The following is a 17,591-nucleotide window of genomic DNA, read 5'->3' as shown; positions in this document are numbered from 1 at the left end:
CAATTGGTGTTAGTAATCCTTATTCGCGTGGTTCTTGCAGGTTTCGGTCCAGCACCTAGTATTGACGTGATCCAGATTAGAAAGATATCCGGCTACAAAGGCGTCAGTCGAGTCACCAGTGCCAGCCGTACCGTCGTAAGTATTGGTGACCCACTTCTTGTTCATGCCGTGCACCCAGATTTTGATCGGTGGCGCCGTTGGGGTGGGATTGTCCATACCCCCCGGCCAGTCGTCGGTTGGTTCACCGTAACCGCCCAACGCGGCGTGATCCCACATATGACAGGCGAAACATCCGGGCGCCCTGATATGCTGTCCCTGCGTAGCCGGGTGATCGGTGTATCTACTGGCCGATGCACTGCCGTTCCAATAGACAGATGATTTATGGCAGACGTGGCACAATGGTGTGCCGTTGGTTGCATCTGATACGATGGTCTCCACCAGCAGATGCTCCTGGTTGGAGCCGTGCGGGCCTGCCGGATCATTGGTGTTGTCGGAGCGATGACAATCGGAGCACCAAGTGCGACCGGACGAACCCCAGGGTTCATTCATAGTTGTAGTATTACAATACGAGTTGGTTCCAGCCGATGTGATGCCGTGTGTTGACGCGTAATTCGGATTGATCTCCTCTGCCAGATTGCGATTACCGCTGGGAAGGGTGGTGTAATTGGAGTGGCACTTCAGACAAATCATCCACTCCTCCAGCGTAGCGTCGTTCACTACCGTAAAGCCTGAGGGAGCCGCAAAGACGTTGGCGTTATCGGTTGGCACCGGCGCGTCCGGCCAGGCTCCGGAAGGTTTGACGCCCCAGGTGCCTTTCAGCGCGTTGGAAACCAGGCTCGTAGAACCATCGTGCGTACCCTGCAAAGCCTCGTGCACACTGTGGCAGTCACCACACTCAGCGTGACGGGTGCCGTCGCCAAGTGCTGCGGCATTCTCACCGTCGGAGTGAAGACCTGAGGAGTCGCCGGTGGGGTGCCCATAAGGCAGACTCATAGCATCCTCGATCCGCAACGCCGTCGAACTCATGGCCTGCACACCGAAGTAATCCAGGTTGCTTCCAGCATTCGGATTCGAGGTCGACGAATGACAACCGAAGCAGACCACTTCCTCCAGCGGATCCTCGGGGGATGCCGCTCCGAATGGATTCAGCAGGCGACCATAGGGGTTGTCGTGGGCACTGAATTTATATGTACCCGTCTGATAGGTTTTGGTCATCGTGTCGTTGTGACACTTGACGCAGTTGGCGTTGAACGTCGAGGGACCTGAGAAAGTCGACGGTACGCTATAGTTGTGCGTACCGGTGGCGGCGTCGAAACCAGTCTTCGATATTGCAGCAGTCTGAGTGCTGCCGTCCGGCGGGTTGTTGGTCTTAGTCAACGCCGAAGTATGGCAAGACAAACAGATACCGCCCGCACCGGATGACTGGTAGTCGCTGTTCAACAGGACGGTAGCATCACCTTGCACCGGGCTGTTGTCAAACGCCGAGCGCAGGTTCTTGGCGCGCGTACCAAACCCGGTGTTGAGATCGTCTCTGAAAATATCGTGATCGACATGGCACATCAAACACGTTCTTGAGGCGGATGCATAGTCGGGGGCGTTACTGCTCAACTGGTGGTGATACGACGTGGTGGAGGTGTTCATGGGAGTGAAAATCGAATTGTGGCAGGAACAGTTCGATCCACCGCTCGATTCCCCACCGCCGGACACCGCGAAAGAAGAAGAGTGAGGATGACAACCTGATGTACAATCCAACGCATCATTGTGAACAGCCGAATCCGAAGAGCCATAAGTCATATCGTTACGATGATGAGTCGTCGTAGTATGACATACCTCGCAGACACCTGTGACAACTCCGTCGGTGGAGTCGGCCATCACTCCGGAGTTCGGGTCGCCTTTTACCGGATCGGGATCGTTGTAAGGGTCACCGATACCGAGCGTTTTGAAGATGACTTCCATGTCGCCCGAATTCGGAGTGGCGATCGTATCCCGCACCAGGTAGATGTTCTTGGTTCCGTGCGGCGTATGGCACACCCGGCAATCCTGGTCCTGGTGCCCCGGCAGGTTATGACAGGCGTTATTGGGGCCGCCGCAAGTCGTGCTGTCATTGTTGCGCCGAAGCAGATGTCCATCGCCGAGTATGGCCGACGATGTTACGTTTAGTTCATTGTCGTTGGATGCATAGTCGTCAATCGCCGTGGCGTTGTTGTTATCGGTTACCGAAAAATACAGATCGTGCCCACCGGTCGGCTCGGCCACATCGGGATCCCACAGTACGGCCGCTTCGTAGTTGCCGCCACCCAGACCAACAACCCGCAGACCCTGCTCTCCATGCTTGGCTGCGTTGACCACCGTCACCTCACCGGAGGCCAGATCACGCACCTTAAATGTAATTGTAAAGGCGCCCTGACCCGGTTCATCAACATCAGAAAAGGCCGTTTTGAGCATCACATAACCGGTTCCGATACGGTTCACTGAAAGAGGCAATGGGAACGTGGCGCCGGCCGTGAGAGTCGGAGGATTATTGGAAATAGCGTCGTAGAGTTGCAGTTCATCGAGGTTGTTTTGAAAAGCGTCGTATGATGTGTCCACACCGTCGGTGACGTGAAAGTACAAATCGTAGTAACCCAAATCCTGGGCATCGCCCGGGTCCCAGCTTATCGAAGCCGTGTAAATGCCTCCACCTATATCGCTAATAGTAACACCGCCGACGCCGTTGCCGACATTATCAGCCAGCACAATCTCGGTGACGTTATTGGTGTCGCGCAACTTGAATGTTACGGTGAAAGCGCCGACTCCCGGAGCGTCGCCATCGGCAAAAGTCGCCGCTATGCTGGTGGAGTTTGCGCCGATACGTTCGATCGCGGCTGGGGTCGCGGTGGTCTCGTCTCCCGAAACAACAGGAGCAATGTTTTCACCTCCGTTGGTGACAAGAAGCTCATCGGCGTTGTTTGCGAAGGCGTCGAAACCTTCATCATAGGCGTCGGCCACCTCGCACTGGAGGTCATAGTAGCCAAGCAATTGGTTATCGGCCGGGTCCCAGTCGAAAGTTGCGGTATACGAGCCGCCTCCGTTATCGGCAATTGACATGCCACCAACGCCGTGCTTGAGGCTGTCGGCAACCGTTTCCTGAAACTCAGAATAGGGCGACTGGACCTTAAATGTCACCCAAAACTCGGCCACTCCGGGATCGTCGGTATCGTCGAACGTGGCGCTGAACTGCGTGGTACCGGCACCGACTCGATCGAGCGAAGACGGGCTCACGGAGGTATTCCCGGCGACTATGTTGGGAGTGGCACTTAATGGAGCCTCAATGATCTCAAGTTCATCTTCGTTCGATGAATGAGGATCGGTGACATTGTCGGAGCCATCGCTGACCCAAAAGTACAGATCATACAGGCCGGTATCCTGAACGTTACTAGGATCATAGGTATAGCTAGCTGTATAGTTGCCGCTGCCCTGATCGGTAATAGTCAATCCGCCCCCACCGTTGGGTTGGTTGTTCACCAAGGTAAGTTCGACTACGTCGTTTTTCTCCCGGATTTTGAAGGTAACGTTGAACGCGCCGACACCGGGGGCGTCGGCATCGGAGAAACTGGTGGAGATAATAGTCGTAGCTGTACCCAGGCGGTTCACCGGTGAGACATTAACCACCGTCGCACCCGGCGTCACGGTCGGCGGATTGTTGACAACAACTTCGTTGATCTCAAGTTCGTCCACGTTGGAAGTGTAAGGGTCTATAACATTGTCGGTGCCGTCGGTTACTTCAAAGTAGAGATCATATAGACCGGTATCTTGTACGTCAGTGGGGTCATAGGTATAGCTGGCCGTATAGTTACCGCTGCCCTGATCCGTGATCGTTAACCCGCCACCGCCGTTGGGTTGATTGTTCACCAAAGTCAGTTCCGTGATGTCGTCCTTTTCGCGGATTTTGAAAGTAACATTGAAGGCGCCCACACCCGGCACATCGGAATCGGAAAAACTGGTTGAAATAATGGTTGTGGATGTACCGAGTCGGTTCACCGGCGTCAAGCTGACAACCGTCGCACCCGGCGTAACCGTCGGCGGATTGTTGGGCGGCTCAACGATCTCAAGTTCATCCACGTTCGAAGTGTAGGGGTCAATCACATTGTCGGTGCCGTCGGTTACCTCGAAATAGAGATCGTAATAGCCGGTGTCCTGCACATCACTGGGATCGTAAGTGTAGCTGGCCGTGTAGTTACCGCTACCCTGATCGGTAATTGTCAAACCGCCGCCGCCGTTCGGCTGAGCGTTTACCAGCGTCAGCTCCGTGATGTCGTTCTTTTCGCGGATTTTGAAAGTGACGTTGAACGCGCCCACACCCGGAACGTCGGAATCGGAAAAGGCCGTGGATATTGTGGTCGTGTTCGAACCAAGCCTGTTCACCGTGCCGGGACTGACAGCTGTCGCACCCGGTGTGACGGTCGGTGCCTGGTTGCCGGCCGGCTCGATGATTTCGAGTTCATCGATGTTTGAAGTGTAGGGATCAATCACATTATCGGTACCGTCGGTCACCTCGAAATAGAGATCGTAATAGCCGGTGTCCTGCACATCACTGGGATCGTAAGTGTAGCTGGCCGTATAGTTGCCGCTACCCTGATCGGTAATTGTCAAACCGCCGCCGCCGTTCGGCTGAGCGTTTACCAACGTCAACTCCGTGATGTCGTTCTTTTCGCGGATTTTGAAAGTGACATTGAACGCGCCCACGCCGGGCTCATCGGCGTCGGAAAAGGCGGTGGAAATTGTGGTAGTGTTCGCACCGATCCTGTTCACCGTGCCGGGACTGACTGCTGTCGCACCCGGTGTCACGGTCGGCGCCTGGTTGCCGGGCGTGGTGATCTCAAGTTCATCAGGGTTGGAAACGTATGTATCGATCACATTGTCGGTGCCGTCGGTGACCTCGAAGTACAAATCATACCAGCCGATTGCCTGAGCATCGGCCGGGTCCCAGGTATAGGATGCTGTGTATGATCCACCGCCGCCATCCGAGATGGTAAGCCCGCCATTGCCGTTGGTTAACGCATTGACAAGAATTGTCTCGGCTTCAACGTTGTCTTTAACTTTGAAAGTAACCGTAAACGCTCCGACCCCGGGTTGGTCCAGATCAGAAAAAACCGTTGAAATTGTGGTGGTGTTGGCACCAATCCGGTCTACCGAAGTAGGCGTTACGCCGGTCGCACCAGCGGTAACCGTCGGTGCATTGTTGGGCGGCGTGTTGACAACCTGCAACTCATCCGGGTTGGCCGCGAAACCGTCGGTTGCGTTGTCGGTACCGTCGTCGACCTGACAGTAAAGATCGTAATAACCAAGTGTCTGGTTGTTCGGTGGGTCCCAGGTATACTCAGCCGTGTAAGAGCCACCGCCGTTATCGGTGATTGTCAAACCACCGCTTCCGTTCGGTTCGTTGTTAACCAGAGTCTCCACGGTGCTGTTATCCGGCCTTTGGACCTGGAAAGTGACTGTAAAAGCACCTACGCCCGGATCGTCGGCATCAGTGAAATCGGCGCTTATCACCGTTGTGTTCGTACCCGACCTGAGCACCCAGTCAGGCGTGACCGTGGTTGCACTGGCGGCCAGTGTCGGCACCTGGTTCCCGGCCGGCTCAAATACCTCAAGCTCATCCACGTTTGAGGTGTAAGGATCAATGACATTATCGGTACCGTCGGTTACCTCGAAATAAAGATCATACAGACCGGTATCTGCCGCATCGCTGGGATTATAGGTATAGCTGGCCGTATAGTCGCCGCCGCCGTCGTCCGTAATCGTCAGTCCGCCGCCACCATTGGGTTGGTTATTTACCAGGGTCAACTCCGTAATGTCGTTCTTTTCGCGGATTTTGAAAGTGACATTAAAGGCACTCACGCCCGGCGCGTCGGCATCGGAAAAACTCGTTGAAATAACGGTAGTCAATCCACCCAGGCGATTCACCGTTGCCGGACTCACACCGGTCGCACCGAGCGTTACGATCGGCGGGTTGTTGGGCGGGTCTATGATTTCAAGTTCATCGGTGTTGTCACCGGCGGAATAGCCGTCAATGGCGTTATCGGTGCCATCGGTAACATCAAAGTACGTATCGTAAAACCCCAACTCAGCCGCGTCGTTTGGATTGTACACGAAACTTGCGGTATAACTGCCGCCACCGTTGTCGATTATCGTAACGCCGCCAGAACCGTTCGGTTGGTTGATCGCCAGCAGGATTTCACTGGAGTTGTTCGGCTCCCGAACTTTGAACGATACGTTGAACGCGCCCACGCCCGGCTCATCGGCGTCATTGAATGTGGCAGACAGAGTTGTTGTGTTGGCGCCGATTCGGACAACTGGCGTGACACTCGGTTCCACAGCGCCGGGTGTCAGCGTGGGGGCGTTGTTCGGCAGCGTCTCGTCAATCTCAAGTTGGTTTTCATTGTCACCGGAGGTGTAACCATCAATAGCGTTGTCGGTACCGTCGGTAACTTCCATATACAAGTCGTAGAGACCCAGGGCCTGAGCATCGTCGGGATTGTAGACATAGCTGGCGGTGTAGTTGCCACTGCCCTGATCGGTGATCGTCAACCCGCCGCCGCCGTTGGGCTGATTGTTCACCAGCGTCAGTTCTGCGCCGCCCGGCTCACGAATCTTGAAAGTGACGTTGAAAGCACCCCCACCCGGGACGTCGGAATCTGAGAAGGCTGTCGAGATAGTGGTGGTATTGCTGCCATATCGATTGACCGGCGTGACGCTGATCGTTGTTGCACCGGCCGTAATAGTCGGAGCGTTGTTTGGCAGCGTTTCGTCAATCTCAAGTTGGTTTTCATTGTCACCGGAGGTGTAACCATCAATAGCGTTGTCGGTGCCGTCGGTTACTTCCATATACAAGTCGTAGAGACCCAGGGCCTGAGCATCGTCGGGATTGTAGACATAGCTGGCGGTGTAGTTGCCACTGCCCTGATCGGTGATCGTCAACCCGCCGCCGCCGTTGGGCTGATTGTTCACCAGCGTCAGTTCTGCGCCGCCCGGCTCACGAATCTTGAAAGTGACGTTGAAAGCACCCCCACCCGGGACGTCGGAATCTGAGAAGGCTGTCGAGATAGTGGTGGTATTGCTGCCATATCGATTGACCGGCGTGACGCTGATCGTTGTTGCACCGGCCGTAATAGTCGGAGCGTTGTTTGGCAGCGTTTCGTCAATCTCAAGTTGGTTCTCATTGTCACCGGAGGTGTAACCATCAATAGCGTTGTCGGTGCCGTCGGTAACTTCCATATACAAGTCGTAGAGACCCAGAGCCTGAGCATCGTCGGGATTGTAGACATAGCTGGCGGTGTAGTTGCCACTGCCCTGATCGGTGATCGTTAACCCGCCGCCGCCGTTGGGCTGGTTGTTCACCAGCGTCAGTTCTGTGCCGCCCGGCTCACGAATCTTGAAAGTGACATTAAAGGCGCCCACACCGGGGACGTCGGCATCGCTGAACGCGGTCGAGATCGTTGTCGTATTACTGCCGTACCGGTTAACCGGCGTGACACTGACCGTTGTAGCACCAGCCGTAATAGTCGGAGCGTTGTTGGCCGCGGAAGGGACATCGACTACGATATCATCAAAGTTGGCCTGAGTGTTTCCACCATTCCGGCCTGTCTTGAGCCAGACATCGAGAACCAGTTTGTATGTACCATTCTCGTCGCAGTCAGCCGAAATGTCCTGATCGACCACGTTTCCATCGATTACCTGCCCGGCCGTGGGGTCGACAACGTTGCTCCAAAGGGCTACAGCAGAGCCGCTTGGCTTGATAAGAAAGACCGTGATTTCGTTTCGATCCGGAGTCGCACTCACCGAAGTCTTGTAAAAATAGAAGCTGAGATTAATCGGCGCATCCGTGGAACTAATAGGTGCGTTGAATGTGGTAGTGTCGGTCAACCGGAATTCCTGACGGTTACCTGTGGTGGTAATGTACTGGATCGATCCCTGGCTGACGCCAAAAACAGAACTTGACCACGACCGAGTCCCGGCGGTTTTTGTTATCTCAGCGTTCCAGAAGTTGATATTGGAGTCAAATGTACCGTTATCCACAACGTTCACTGCTCCGGCCGGAACCGCCAGCATCAGTCCGAACGCCAGAGCCAAGACCAGCCGAGGAATCCGAAGTCCGGAAAAACTTGTCATGCTTATCCAATCCATACTCTATGGTCCGTCGGTCGTACCCGAGTTAGAATCTGAGTAATGCACGCCGTGGCAAGTCGTGCAACTCACCACGTCGCCGGCTAAGAGCGCAAAGTCATTGGTAAGATTGCCGTCGTTTGGCTGCGCCACCCCATCAACGTCCAACGGCGGGTTGTGGAAATCAGCATCTGAAGGCAGGGCTATGCCGACCGGGTGCGATAGCTCATTACCGGTGTACGTTTTTACATCGCTGTTGTCGCGACCGGCGTGGCAATCCAAACAAAGCGCATCGGCCGAATTGTCCAGCCTGAGAAATGGTGAATTACTGTTGCTGTGCGGATCGTGACAGGTGCCGCAAGTGATTCGGTCGTCCAGGGTCAGATGGTCCAACAGCGCCTGAGTGGTCGGCAGCGACGCACCCAGATCGGCATTGTCCGCCGGGGCATCCCAGGCGTGGGAAGTGCCAATCGTGCCGGGATCGGCCTGCTGCTTGGTCGACAGGGTCTTGGACATCGGTACCCAGCCACCCGGTGTATGACACGATAGACAAAGAGTCGCAACCAGTGAGTCGGTGGCGTTAGTCAGAATGTCGCCCATCGAGTTGTGATTGATGTGACACTGTTCACAGTAAATGGAATTCGTCGTGCCGTGGGGGTCGTCTACGGCGAACACCATCGATGCTGACACCAACACAACTGTCGCAATTATTATCAACAGGTTCTTTTGCATCTCGTCGGACCTATTTCAACAATACCATTTTTTTCGTTTGCACAAGGTTTGCCGCACGCAGCCTGTAGAAATATACGCCGGTCGCAACCGATGCACCGTTGTCGTCTGCACCATTCCAAGTAACCTCGTGGTATCCCTCCGGCAGTGAGCCCTCGTGTACCACAGCGACCCGTTGCCCCAGCAGGCTGAACACTTCGAGGGTCACGTTGCTTCGATTCGGAAGCGAGAAGCCGATCCTGGTACCCGAGTTGAACGGGTTGGGGTAGTTTTGATCCAGCCGGAACTCAGTCGGAAGAGAACTCAACCGGAAAGACTGCAAAGCCGACCACTCGCCGACCGTATCCCGCCCCTGGGTGCGAGCGCGCCAGCAGTAATCGACATCACTGCCAAGCCGGGTGTCTGGTGTCCAGTTGGCGATCAGTCGTTGGCTCTGGAGTGAATCGAGGTCGTGCAACACGCCTTCCACACCGTGCAATTCAAGCAACGGCTGCCCTGAATCGGGATGATCGAACAGTTGGAAATCAAACCCGGACACCTCCAGACCGTCCGACACAATATCGGCAAAGGCGATAATAGTTATCTCGTCAGCGCTCAACTGGGCCCCATCCAACGGAAATTGCGGTTGCGCCACCGCCAGTCTGTGCATGTCCGGACTGAGCGCGACATGATAGATATTGATCGAAGGAGTCATCGTAGAAGCAACAAACAGCAAACCGTTTTCATCGACATCGATACCGGTCGGCACCGCCAGGCCGGGCTCGCCTGCAGAGACCGGACCTATTGCTCCGGCAAATTCACCATCGGAATCATATACCAGAACCCGTCCCTGAAAACGGTCGGTCACAAAAATGTGACCGCCTTCGGAAAGAGCCAATTCGCCACCACGTGTAAACTGACCCGCGCCTCGACCGAACGACCCAAAGCTGGTAACCAATGCACCCGTTTCGTCAAAGGCAGAAATGCGTGAGTTGATTTGGTCCAGAACATAGAACCGCTTCAAGTGTGCATCGAAACAGAAACTCGAAGCGTACGCCAGCCGTTGGCCCTCGTCATCGACCAACGGAATCGTTCGTGTCAGTTTAAGCGCCGCGCCGATCTCAAGAATCGCGGCCAGTCCGGCGTCCAGTATGTACAGCGTCTGACCGTTCTGCACCAGGTCAACGGGATCGTTAAGTGACACCGATTGCCCGAGGAGTACTTGTTCGGAATAGTTGTCGAGATCAACCTCAATTACCGCCTGCTGTTTACGATCACAAAACATGAAGCGGTTATTGACAATGTGGGTCAGACCATGTGGTTCGCCCTTTAGATGCAGCTTTTGAGTTATCACACCGTCGACGGTGAACAGCTTGATTTCGTCCGAGAACGGCTCCAGTACGGCCAGACCGTTATCAAACACTTCAAGCGATGTTGGCGCATAGAGGCTTTCCTCGATAGAACCAACATAGTCTACGTTTAAGGCGCCGACACCGACTGCAAACACTCCGACCAGCAGAACGACCTGCAAGAGTCCATGTAAACAGCGTCTTGTAATCTCTCTATTTGCCATTACCTATATTGTCTGTTGCGTTCCTATAATCCATCCACAGCAGAAACCTTGTGAAAAAGATAACAAAGTAGGTGCGGGAAGTCAAGTACGTTCTTTGACTGGTTTCGTCACCATATAAGTGTAATATCGGTAATCTTCCGGCCTCGCGCACCCTTAAAAATCCAGCAAAAGGACTGCAAGAAAGTATGCCACTTCCGAAATGGGGTTGTGTGTAATCACGCCGGCAAGAGTGTGAAAAGAATCTTGACCACAACCGGCGCCGAGCCGCCAGGATTTGTGAAGTTGTTGTAATAGAACAAGTTGCGACAGAGCGGGCGGTTGCTACTTCTGCGTCTCTGTTTTTGCTGATGTACGGTTGTGGAAATCACGTCAAAGCTCAAATGACTATGGGATGAATGAGCATTAGTATAGTCTTGATTTCAGTCTATGCGGCTCTTGCTGCTGTCTCCTGTATTGGCTCAGGCAAGGTCTGCTGGGGTCACAACCAGCACCGATCCTGGAGCCGCCGGCGTTCGCTTGAACAGGCAGGTGAAGCCATTGGTGAATAAAGCAAATACTGCCCGTATCCAGGCCTGGGTCAGAAGCAACTGGAACCGGGGTGACGTGGTTACCCTGAGCATCGAAGTGGTTTAATACTGCGCAGTGTACGATAGAATCCTCGCTGGATTGGTCCTTTTTCTGTTGCATTCTTATACATAAACCCCCTCTGTCATTGCTTATCCAACGAAAAATCTCAATTGAACCTCCCAGTCTACCGAATTGAAAGATTAGTTGACGCAAATGACTGAAATTGACTGATGGTATCAAACAAGCAAAGGAGTTTGTATGCGAAAACTACTGCCCTTAACCCTCTTGATAACAATCATGCTTCTAATGACTGCCGGTACTCTCTGGTCAGCTGAAAATGTCGACAACGAATACCTGAGGAAGGTCGGCGATTATTTCGATGTCAGTTATGAAGATGTCGATCGGATCGCCGCCGGCAATGTCACCATCGAAGAAGTACCGACAGTGTTCTTTATGGCCCAACTTGCCAAAATGTCACCAAAAGAAGTCCTCGCCGTTAAAGCGGAAGTTCCGAAATGGTCCGACTTCATGAATATATACGATATACATCCGTCGGCAGTGCTGATTGATATTTATCGTTATGACACACCAGAGTGCAAGGCCATCGGTCTTAAGGTCAACAACAGACCTCTTAGCGAGGTGGTGTTTGAGAATGAAGACGTCATTATCATGGTCAATTACAGGGTAATTGCCGCGACGAGTAACATCGAGTATTCTCAGATCGTCAACAGGAGAAATGGTAATCCGGGCGAGAGACCGACATTTGTTGATATCAGCCATCAATCTGCCAAGGGACCTATTCTCGTTGATTCGGAAGAGTAAGAGACCGCAAGCACAGTGAAACTAATGAAGCCATCTCATGATTTGAGATGGCTTCTTCTTTTCAGGCAAGCACCCCGCAGCCAAAGATAACAGTCCGATCATGCTCTCTTATAGTGAGACCTAACCGGTATCCGTTGCTCAAGAAGGGAGATGGGGCAGATAGTCTGGGGACACTAGCCAGTCTCTATGATAGATGAAGACAGGGCGCCGTGTAGGATGCTATTTCTCGTATCTCCCCGGACTGTGGGAATGATCGTGGCATTTCAGATAACAAGCACCTGAATTCGTATCAAAAGAATCAAACTCAACCTTGCGAGAAACATCGTCTGCAGTGACGGCTTCCGGATTAAAGGCTATCAGATACTCACTGTCCTTGGAGCTGTGGGAAGCATGACAAGTATAGCAGGAAGTCCCTTTTCGATTCCGGGCGAGATCACCAACAATGTGTTCTCTGTGTAGCGGGAAACTTTCATTGGACAGGATACTTGTTCTGCTGTGACAAGAGTAGCAGAACTCATAAGCATGATTGTTTTCGATGTTGTACACATCGGTGTCGTAGTTGCCACTGAGCAAGTATTTGTGTCTTGAGCCATGAGGCCCTTTGGGACCATCTTTGTTGTCGTTGCTGTGGCAGTCGGAACACTTTAGACTACTCTCGAAATCCAATGATATCAGCAGGCTGACCGACCTGTTGTTTTGTATGTCCTTTGTTACCGGATGTTGTGACCGGTTGTTGAGAGCAAACACCTGCGTGAAATTCTTGGATGTACTTCTAATACCAAAGTCAGTTCCATGGCATTTCAAGCATATCTCGTATTCTTCACTGGCCTTGTCGACATATTGACTGGAGAGACTCAAGCCGCGAACATCGTAATTCTTCTCTCCACCGACAATCTCCTGGTGTGGGTTGTGACAGTCAACACATTCTGCATGATTGACCGACGATGAGGATAAACCGGGTAACCTCTCGTTCGACGAATGGCCCGTACCCTGCTTGACAGGATGACGATAGAGCTTGTTGAATTCCTTCTCCAGATCAGCAAGTTCGGCCTGCTGAGCCAGTCTTCCGGTTGCTTTCATCATGGCTCGGTTACTCTCCGAACCATGACACTGGTAGCACATTTCTTCTTCGGCGTGGTTCAGCATCGGTTCGCCCTTGAGGCCATGTCCAGCATGACAGGAACCGCATTCTTCGGGAAGCAGAGAATTGTCGATGTGAGCAAATGAACTACCTATTGAAAGAAAGGCAACTGTGAAAGCTATTATGTAGATTGTGTTCTTCAACTCTTCTCCTAAAACTCGTGACAAGCCTTACAGACCTCGCTGAAAGTGGATGCTCTCCAAAATGGATACTTAACCGATTTAGAGTCATCATGTGGATCGTGGCAGGATGTACATTGCACAAAGCCATTATAGTCAACCATGGCTGACTCACTCAGATTCGATATTGGCCATTTTAGGTGACTGCTCGACAGGGCGACCTGCTGATCAAATTTGACCGACACCGGATGGGTACCACTTAGGTCCGTTCCAATGTGACTCTCTCTGGTAGCGGGTATCTCGCCCGAAGAGCCTACATTGTTCATAGGTATGACAGAAGCTCTATTGTGAACGGCCCCCACGGCAATCGTACCGTCATGACAGGAGAGACACAATTTGGTTGAGCCATTCGGCTGTTCGGGTCTGCTGTACATTGTTGAACGCTGGTATGTTTGGAATGTTTTTTGAGAAGCCGTCTTGTGATTCCAAAGGGGGCCCTCTGTGGAAGCGTTGTGACTGCTGTGACAGAAAATACAAACACGAGTCTCTGTGGGTGATTTTATATCACCTGTGCCCGACACCGACAGGTTGTGCCGCGTATCATTGATGGTACCGGCGCCAAAGGCACCATATACTGAAAACAGGGAGACCAGACAAAAGAACGATATGACTAACTTAATCCTCATTTTGGACATCCTAAGAAATGAAGGATTTGAATTCGGTCATTATATGTATCTGCAATATATACGGTGTCATTGGTTATTGCAACTCCTGAGGGGGAGTAGAACTGCCCGGTTTGACTGCCCACAGATCCTATCACCAGTAAGAAACGGCCGGTAGAATCAAATATCTGCAAATTGTCAAACAGATTGTCGATCACATAGACATTGCCTTCGCTATCAGACGCCACACCTTTGGGACGCGAGAACGTCCCGGGTCCATCACCTTCCTCCCCAAAAGATGAAATCAGATGTCCATCGGAATCAAACCTCTTGATCTTGTAGTTTAGAGCATCGGTCACGAGAATATTATTGCCGATCGTAGTTGAAACATGAGTAGGGAAATGAAACTTATCTTCCGTAGTCAGATGCTCCGAAACAGTCCTAATCAACTCTCCATCAAAATCAAATATCTTCAAATCATGATCACCGGTATCAACTATATATAGCCTCTCTTTTTCAACGTTGGCCGATATGCCAGTTGGTCTGGATAGCCCATCGGTGATGAAAGGACGGACTTCTCCATCCGCAAACTCGTAAACGGACCTGGTTTCGCCGTCAGTAATGAATATAGTTCCATCATTTCCAAGACATAAGCAAAGTGGGAAACCAAAAGGGTTCTTCTTGTTGTGATGCTTACTAAAGCTGTTATCGGACAGATCCACTTCAATTAGGGCTGGAATTCCCTGACAGGTAAGGTACATCTTATCCTTTACGACGATGACATCATACGGCAATCTGATAAGATCATCTTGGTTTTTGCCGCTGAGAAAGTTCGTTATCTTGGAGAAGAAGCCGCTTCCAGCGCGAAGGTCTTTGCAGAGAATCTCCCCGACATACTCGATTCTTGGCTCATCGGGATGAGGTGGCCAAACCAGTTTACCGGCAATCGCATTGATTGGTATCGTTAGCGCAACAAGTAAGATACCAACAAACAGCATGGAAGAATATCTAATCATAGCTACTTACTATATGCCAAAGGTCCGCGTTAGGCTTATAGACAACTCCCACGACCTATAGGTGTCAAGCACAAGTTTTTCCGACGTATAGAGATGTGTGATTTTCAGGTTCATCTGATTGTACTTAAACGCAACCAGAGATTCCATCTTGAAAGATGTCTGTAGAGGCATTCCATCCAAACTCCTGTATTGTTTGGAGACTTCTGTGGAAAAAGGGAATCTGATATACGGGATGTAGGCTTCAACTGATGCTGACCCCAGATATGTTTTGGAACCAGGGGCATTTGACACCGTTATGATGGTGGAAAAAGCAACATCCTCATACTTGGTTGAACTATATCCGATTGAACTTGAGTTCTGATACTGTGTTGGCGTTGGGACTTTCACCATGGTCGGAGTTTGTGTAACCGAGTCAACCATTTCAACGGTAACATCACTTGCAAACTTCCAGGAATGAGCTGTGCGAAAAGAGATCGATTGGTCCTCAGAGATTTTTTTCTGGAGCATCATCTCCCATCCAATGGTTGAATTGCTCTTCGGGTCCGAATCTGTTACGGTCCGAAGGTACGAATGGATGAGCTTGGATGAAACATCTCCCAGCAGTTGAGTGGCCAGTCGACTGCCTTCGAGGCTTGAGCTAATGTTCAGTTCATTAGTTTTGGTGTCAAGGGTGTCCTCAACCTTGTGTCTTGAGTCGATTTTCACTGTAGAGGTCGGTACCCACTTGATCTTCTTGCGGAATATCTCCATTGTATTCAGAAGCGTGATATTCTTGTTTGTAGTGTTGCTGACTGTACCACCGGCCTGGTCTCGAAAACTCAGCTCACCACTGAGAGCCATATTGTGCTTGAATCTTCTTGATGGCAGAGAGATTCTTGGGATGTATTTTGCATCGGTGGTAATGTCTACCACTCCGTCTGGATTGACATTAGTAACTTTTCCATACTGATGGGCAAAACTCCCGAGAAGGCCCCTTTTCTGTGTAAAAGAAAGTGTTGAGGTATTCTTGAACTCATCCGCGGTCTGATCGTTCTTATTGATCTTCGAGCTTACTCTGTCACTCTTTTCAGTGTTTACAGCCAGACTGATTTTCCTGGTAAGGTCATATCTCAGAGCGTTCTTAATAATGTTGTCCAACTGTCTGGCGCCGGTGTTCTTCCTGAGACCATCCTGGCGAACATAACTTGCATTTAGCGTCAGGTCCTTGCCCAGATAATCGAAGAAGAGATTGGATTCAGTATCTTCACTAAAGTTTTCGCTTTGGATCGGGAATTTCTCGACTTCAATATTGACCAGATAACGTTTTTCTCGATTTACATTGAGAGTCAGTGACGTCTGATTGTAAATATGCATAGGGATGATATCAATAAAATGAAAACCCGAATCAAAAACGAAGGTAGTGGTGATGCCGGGAGGGATGATTTCATTGATTGTTCCACTGACGATTCTCACAGAGTCGTCATCAATGCTGTTCGAAAACGTAACTTGCGCCGTATTGGTGAAAATATCACCTTCAAGCTCGAGGGTAGTAACGGCAATATTCTTGTCTTCACTAAAATCGTAGTCATAAGAATTCTGAGTCGATTTCTCACTATGGCTTGCTCTTACCGTCGCTCCCTTAAATAGAATGCTTGAAAGAAATGCTCCGTACTCGGTGCCATCCTGCCGGTATTTCTGTAAAGCTGCAAGGCCGGGAACCAGGAGTTCCGTCTTTGAGCGGTTGGTTTTACTATACCTTAGGGCTACATCTTTCATCTTGAGATAGAACAAATTCAGACTGTATGAGCGTCTGGGGAAAAAGGAAATGTTGCCATTGAGAGTATTTATGTCCGGAGATACATAGGAACTCTGATCTACATCCCTCCCGTTCATGGCGGTAAATGAACCTCTCAGCTTTGTATAAAGGGAGTAATTGGCGAAGTGCTCGCTTATGACATTCCCGCGATTGGCAAAGCTCACAAAGTGGTTTGACATCAAACGGGTTGCATCGACCGCCGGGTAACTGCTTTGGTGTGATTCACTGGAGGAGTTAATGGCGAAAAAGTCAACTCCAATCAAACCATCAATTAGGTCTTGTGCCTTAATGTCCGCACATAACAGCAGCAGGAGAAACGAAATCGCCCGGAAATATGTGTGGTCGATTACTTTCAAGAGAACTCTTACTACTTGTTATGACACCGATCACACAGGGCAGAGTTGGCATTGGACTCTACCAGGAAAGAACCGTTGCTATTATCATGAGGGTCATGACAAGAACTGCACTCCACATAGATCCCATCATACAGGAGCTTATCGGGGTATAGGAGAGAGTTTCCTGTCTTTGGCTCGAAGCCCTGTTCTGCATCTTGAGTGTCATCATAGATGATGCCAACGGGATGGTCGTCCTGCAAATCTGTGCCGATGTATGAATCGGAAGCTGCCGTCAATTTGCCGGCGCCGTCAAGCGCCGACCCGCCAGGCGATCCATAGTTGCCGGCGCCCTGCGGTCCAGGTACGTTGGCAAGAGAGTTAATGGCAATTGTCCCGTCGTGGCACGAAAGGCAAACCAGCGATCCGTTGTTTGGTTGGGGAGTTCGTGACATGTTCATGGAATTGGAGTTGTACATGTCATAGGTTTGGCCTGAGTTTTCATGATTCCAAAGTGGCGCCGGATCGGTAGGATCGGCGTTGTGAGCGGTATGACAGAACGAGCACGGCCGGGTAGTACTGTAGAAAAATGCGCCGGGGCTATAGGTCTGTGATGTGAAATTGTGCTTGGTCTCTCGAACGCCGGCAAGAGAAAGACTGCTCAATATTGCTATGCTCGCGATTGTCAGTAAGATTATGAGATTTTTCATG

At 51.3% G+C, this 17,591-nt stretch carries 8 protein-coding genes; 1 reads left to right on the top strand and 7 read right to left on the bottom strand.

The window, feature by feature from the left end:
• Nucleotides 1–9: 9 nt before the first annotated feature.
• From OEV49_12570 to OEV49_12560, 3 genes are read right to left on the bottom strand one after another with little or no spacing between them, the layout of a single operon-like run.
• Entirely contained in the window at nucleotides 10–8,151 is an 8,142-nt protein-coding gene (locus OEV49_12570) for a hypothetical protein (protein ID MDH3891909.1), read from the bottom strand.
• 18 nt (nucleotides 8,152–8,169) lie between these two features.
• Complete coding sequence (locus tag OEV49_12565; protein ID MDH3891908.1) at nucleotides 8,170–8,877, bottom strand: cytochrome c3 family protein; 708 nt, start codon at nucleotides 8,875–8,877, stop codon at nucleotides 8,170–8,172.
• Nucleotides 8,878–8,887: 10 nt separating this feature from the next.
• Nucleotides 8,888–10,426: a T9SS type A sorting domain-containing protein gene (locus OEV49_12560; GenBank protein MDH3891907.1), complete on the bottom strand. Its 1,539-nt coding sequence runs from the start codon at nucleotides 10,424–10,426 to the stop codon at nucleotides 8,888–8,890.
• A gap of 825 nt (nucleotides 10,427–11,251) precedes the next feature.
• Between OEV49_12560 and OEV49_12555 the strand changes: the two genes are divergently transcribed.
• Nucleotides 11,252–11,815: a hypothetical protein gene (locus tag OEV49_12555; GenBank protein ID MDH3891906.1), complete on the top strand. Its 564-nt coding sequence runs from the start codon at nucleotides 11,252–11,254 to the stop codon at nucleotides 11,813–11,815.
• 219 nt (nucleotides 11,816–12,034) lie between these two features.
• Here the strand turns inward: OEV49_12555 and OEV49_12550 are convergent, their stop codons facing one another.
• The 4 genes from OEV49_12550 to OEV49_12535 form a co-directional block, all read right to left on the bottom strand.
• Nucleotides 12,035–13,099: a hypothetical protein gene (locus OEV49_12550; GenBank protein MDH3891905.1), complete on the bottom strand. Its 1,065-nt coding sequence runs from the start codon at nucleotides 13,097–13,099 to the stop codon at nucleotides 12,035–12,037.
• 658 nt (nucleotides 13,100–13,757) lie between these two features.
• On the bottom strand, nucleotides 13,758–14,753 hold the full coding sequence (locus tag OEV49_12545; protein ID MDH3891904.1) for a hypothetical protein: 996 nt from the start codon (nucleotides 14,751–14,753) through the stop codon (nucleotides 13,758–13,760).
• Between the two features lie 9 nt (nucleotides 14,754–14,762).
• The gene (locus tag OEV49_12540; GenBank protein MDH3891903.1) at nucleotides 14,763–16,904 is read right to left on the bottom strand and encodes a hypothetical protein; all 2,142 of its coding nucleotides are present in this window, start codon (nucleotides 16,902–16,904) and stop codon (nucleotides 14,763–14,765) included.
• Nucleotides 16,905–16,915: 11 nt separating this feature from the next.
• A complete protein-coding gene (locus tag OEV49_12535; GenBank protein ID MDH3891902.1) occupies nucleotides 16,916–17,590 on the bottom strand; it encodes a cytochrome c3 family protein in 675 nt (224 codons plus the stop codon).
• Nucleotide 17,591: the final 1 nt, after the last annotated feature.

The sequence above is a fragment of the Candidatus Zixiibacteriota bacterium genome, assembly GCA_029860345.1.
Classification (GTDB): domain Bacteria; phylum Zixibacteria; class MSB-5A5; order GN15; family FEB-12; genus JAJRTA01.
The sequence above is the reverse complement of the archived record's forward strand: the minus strand, read 5'-3'. Positions and strand labels throughout refer to the sequence as shown.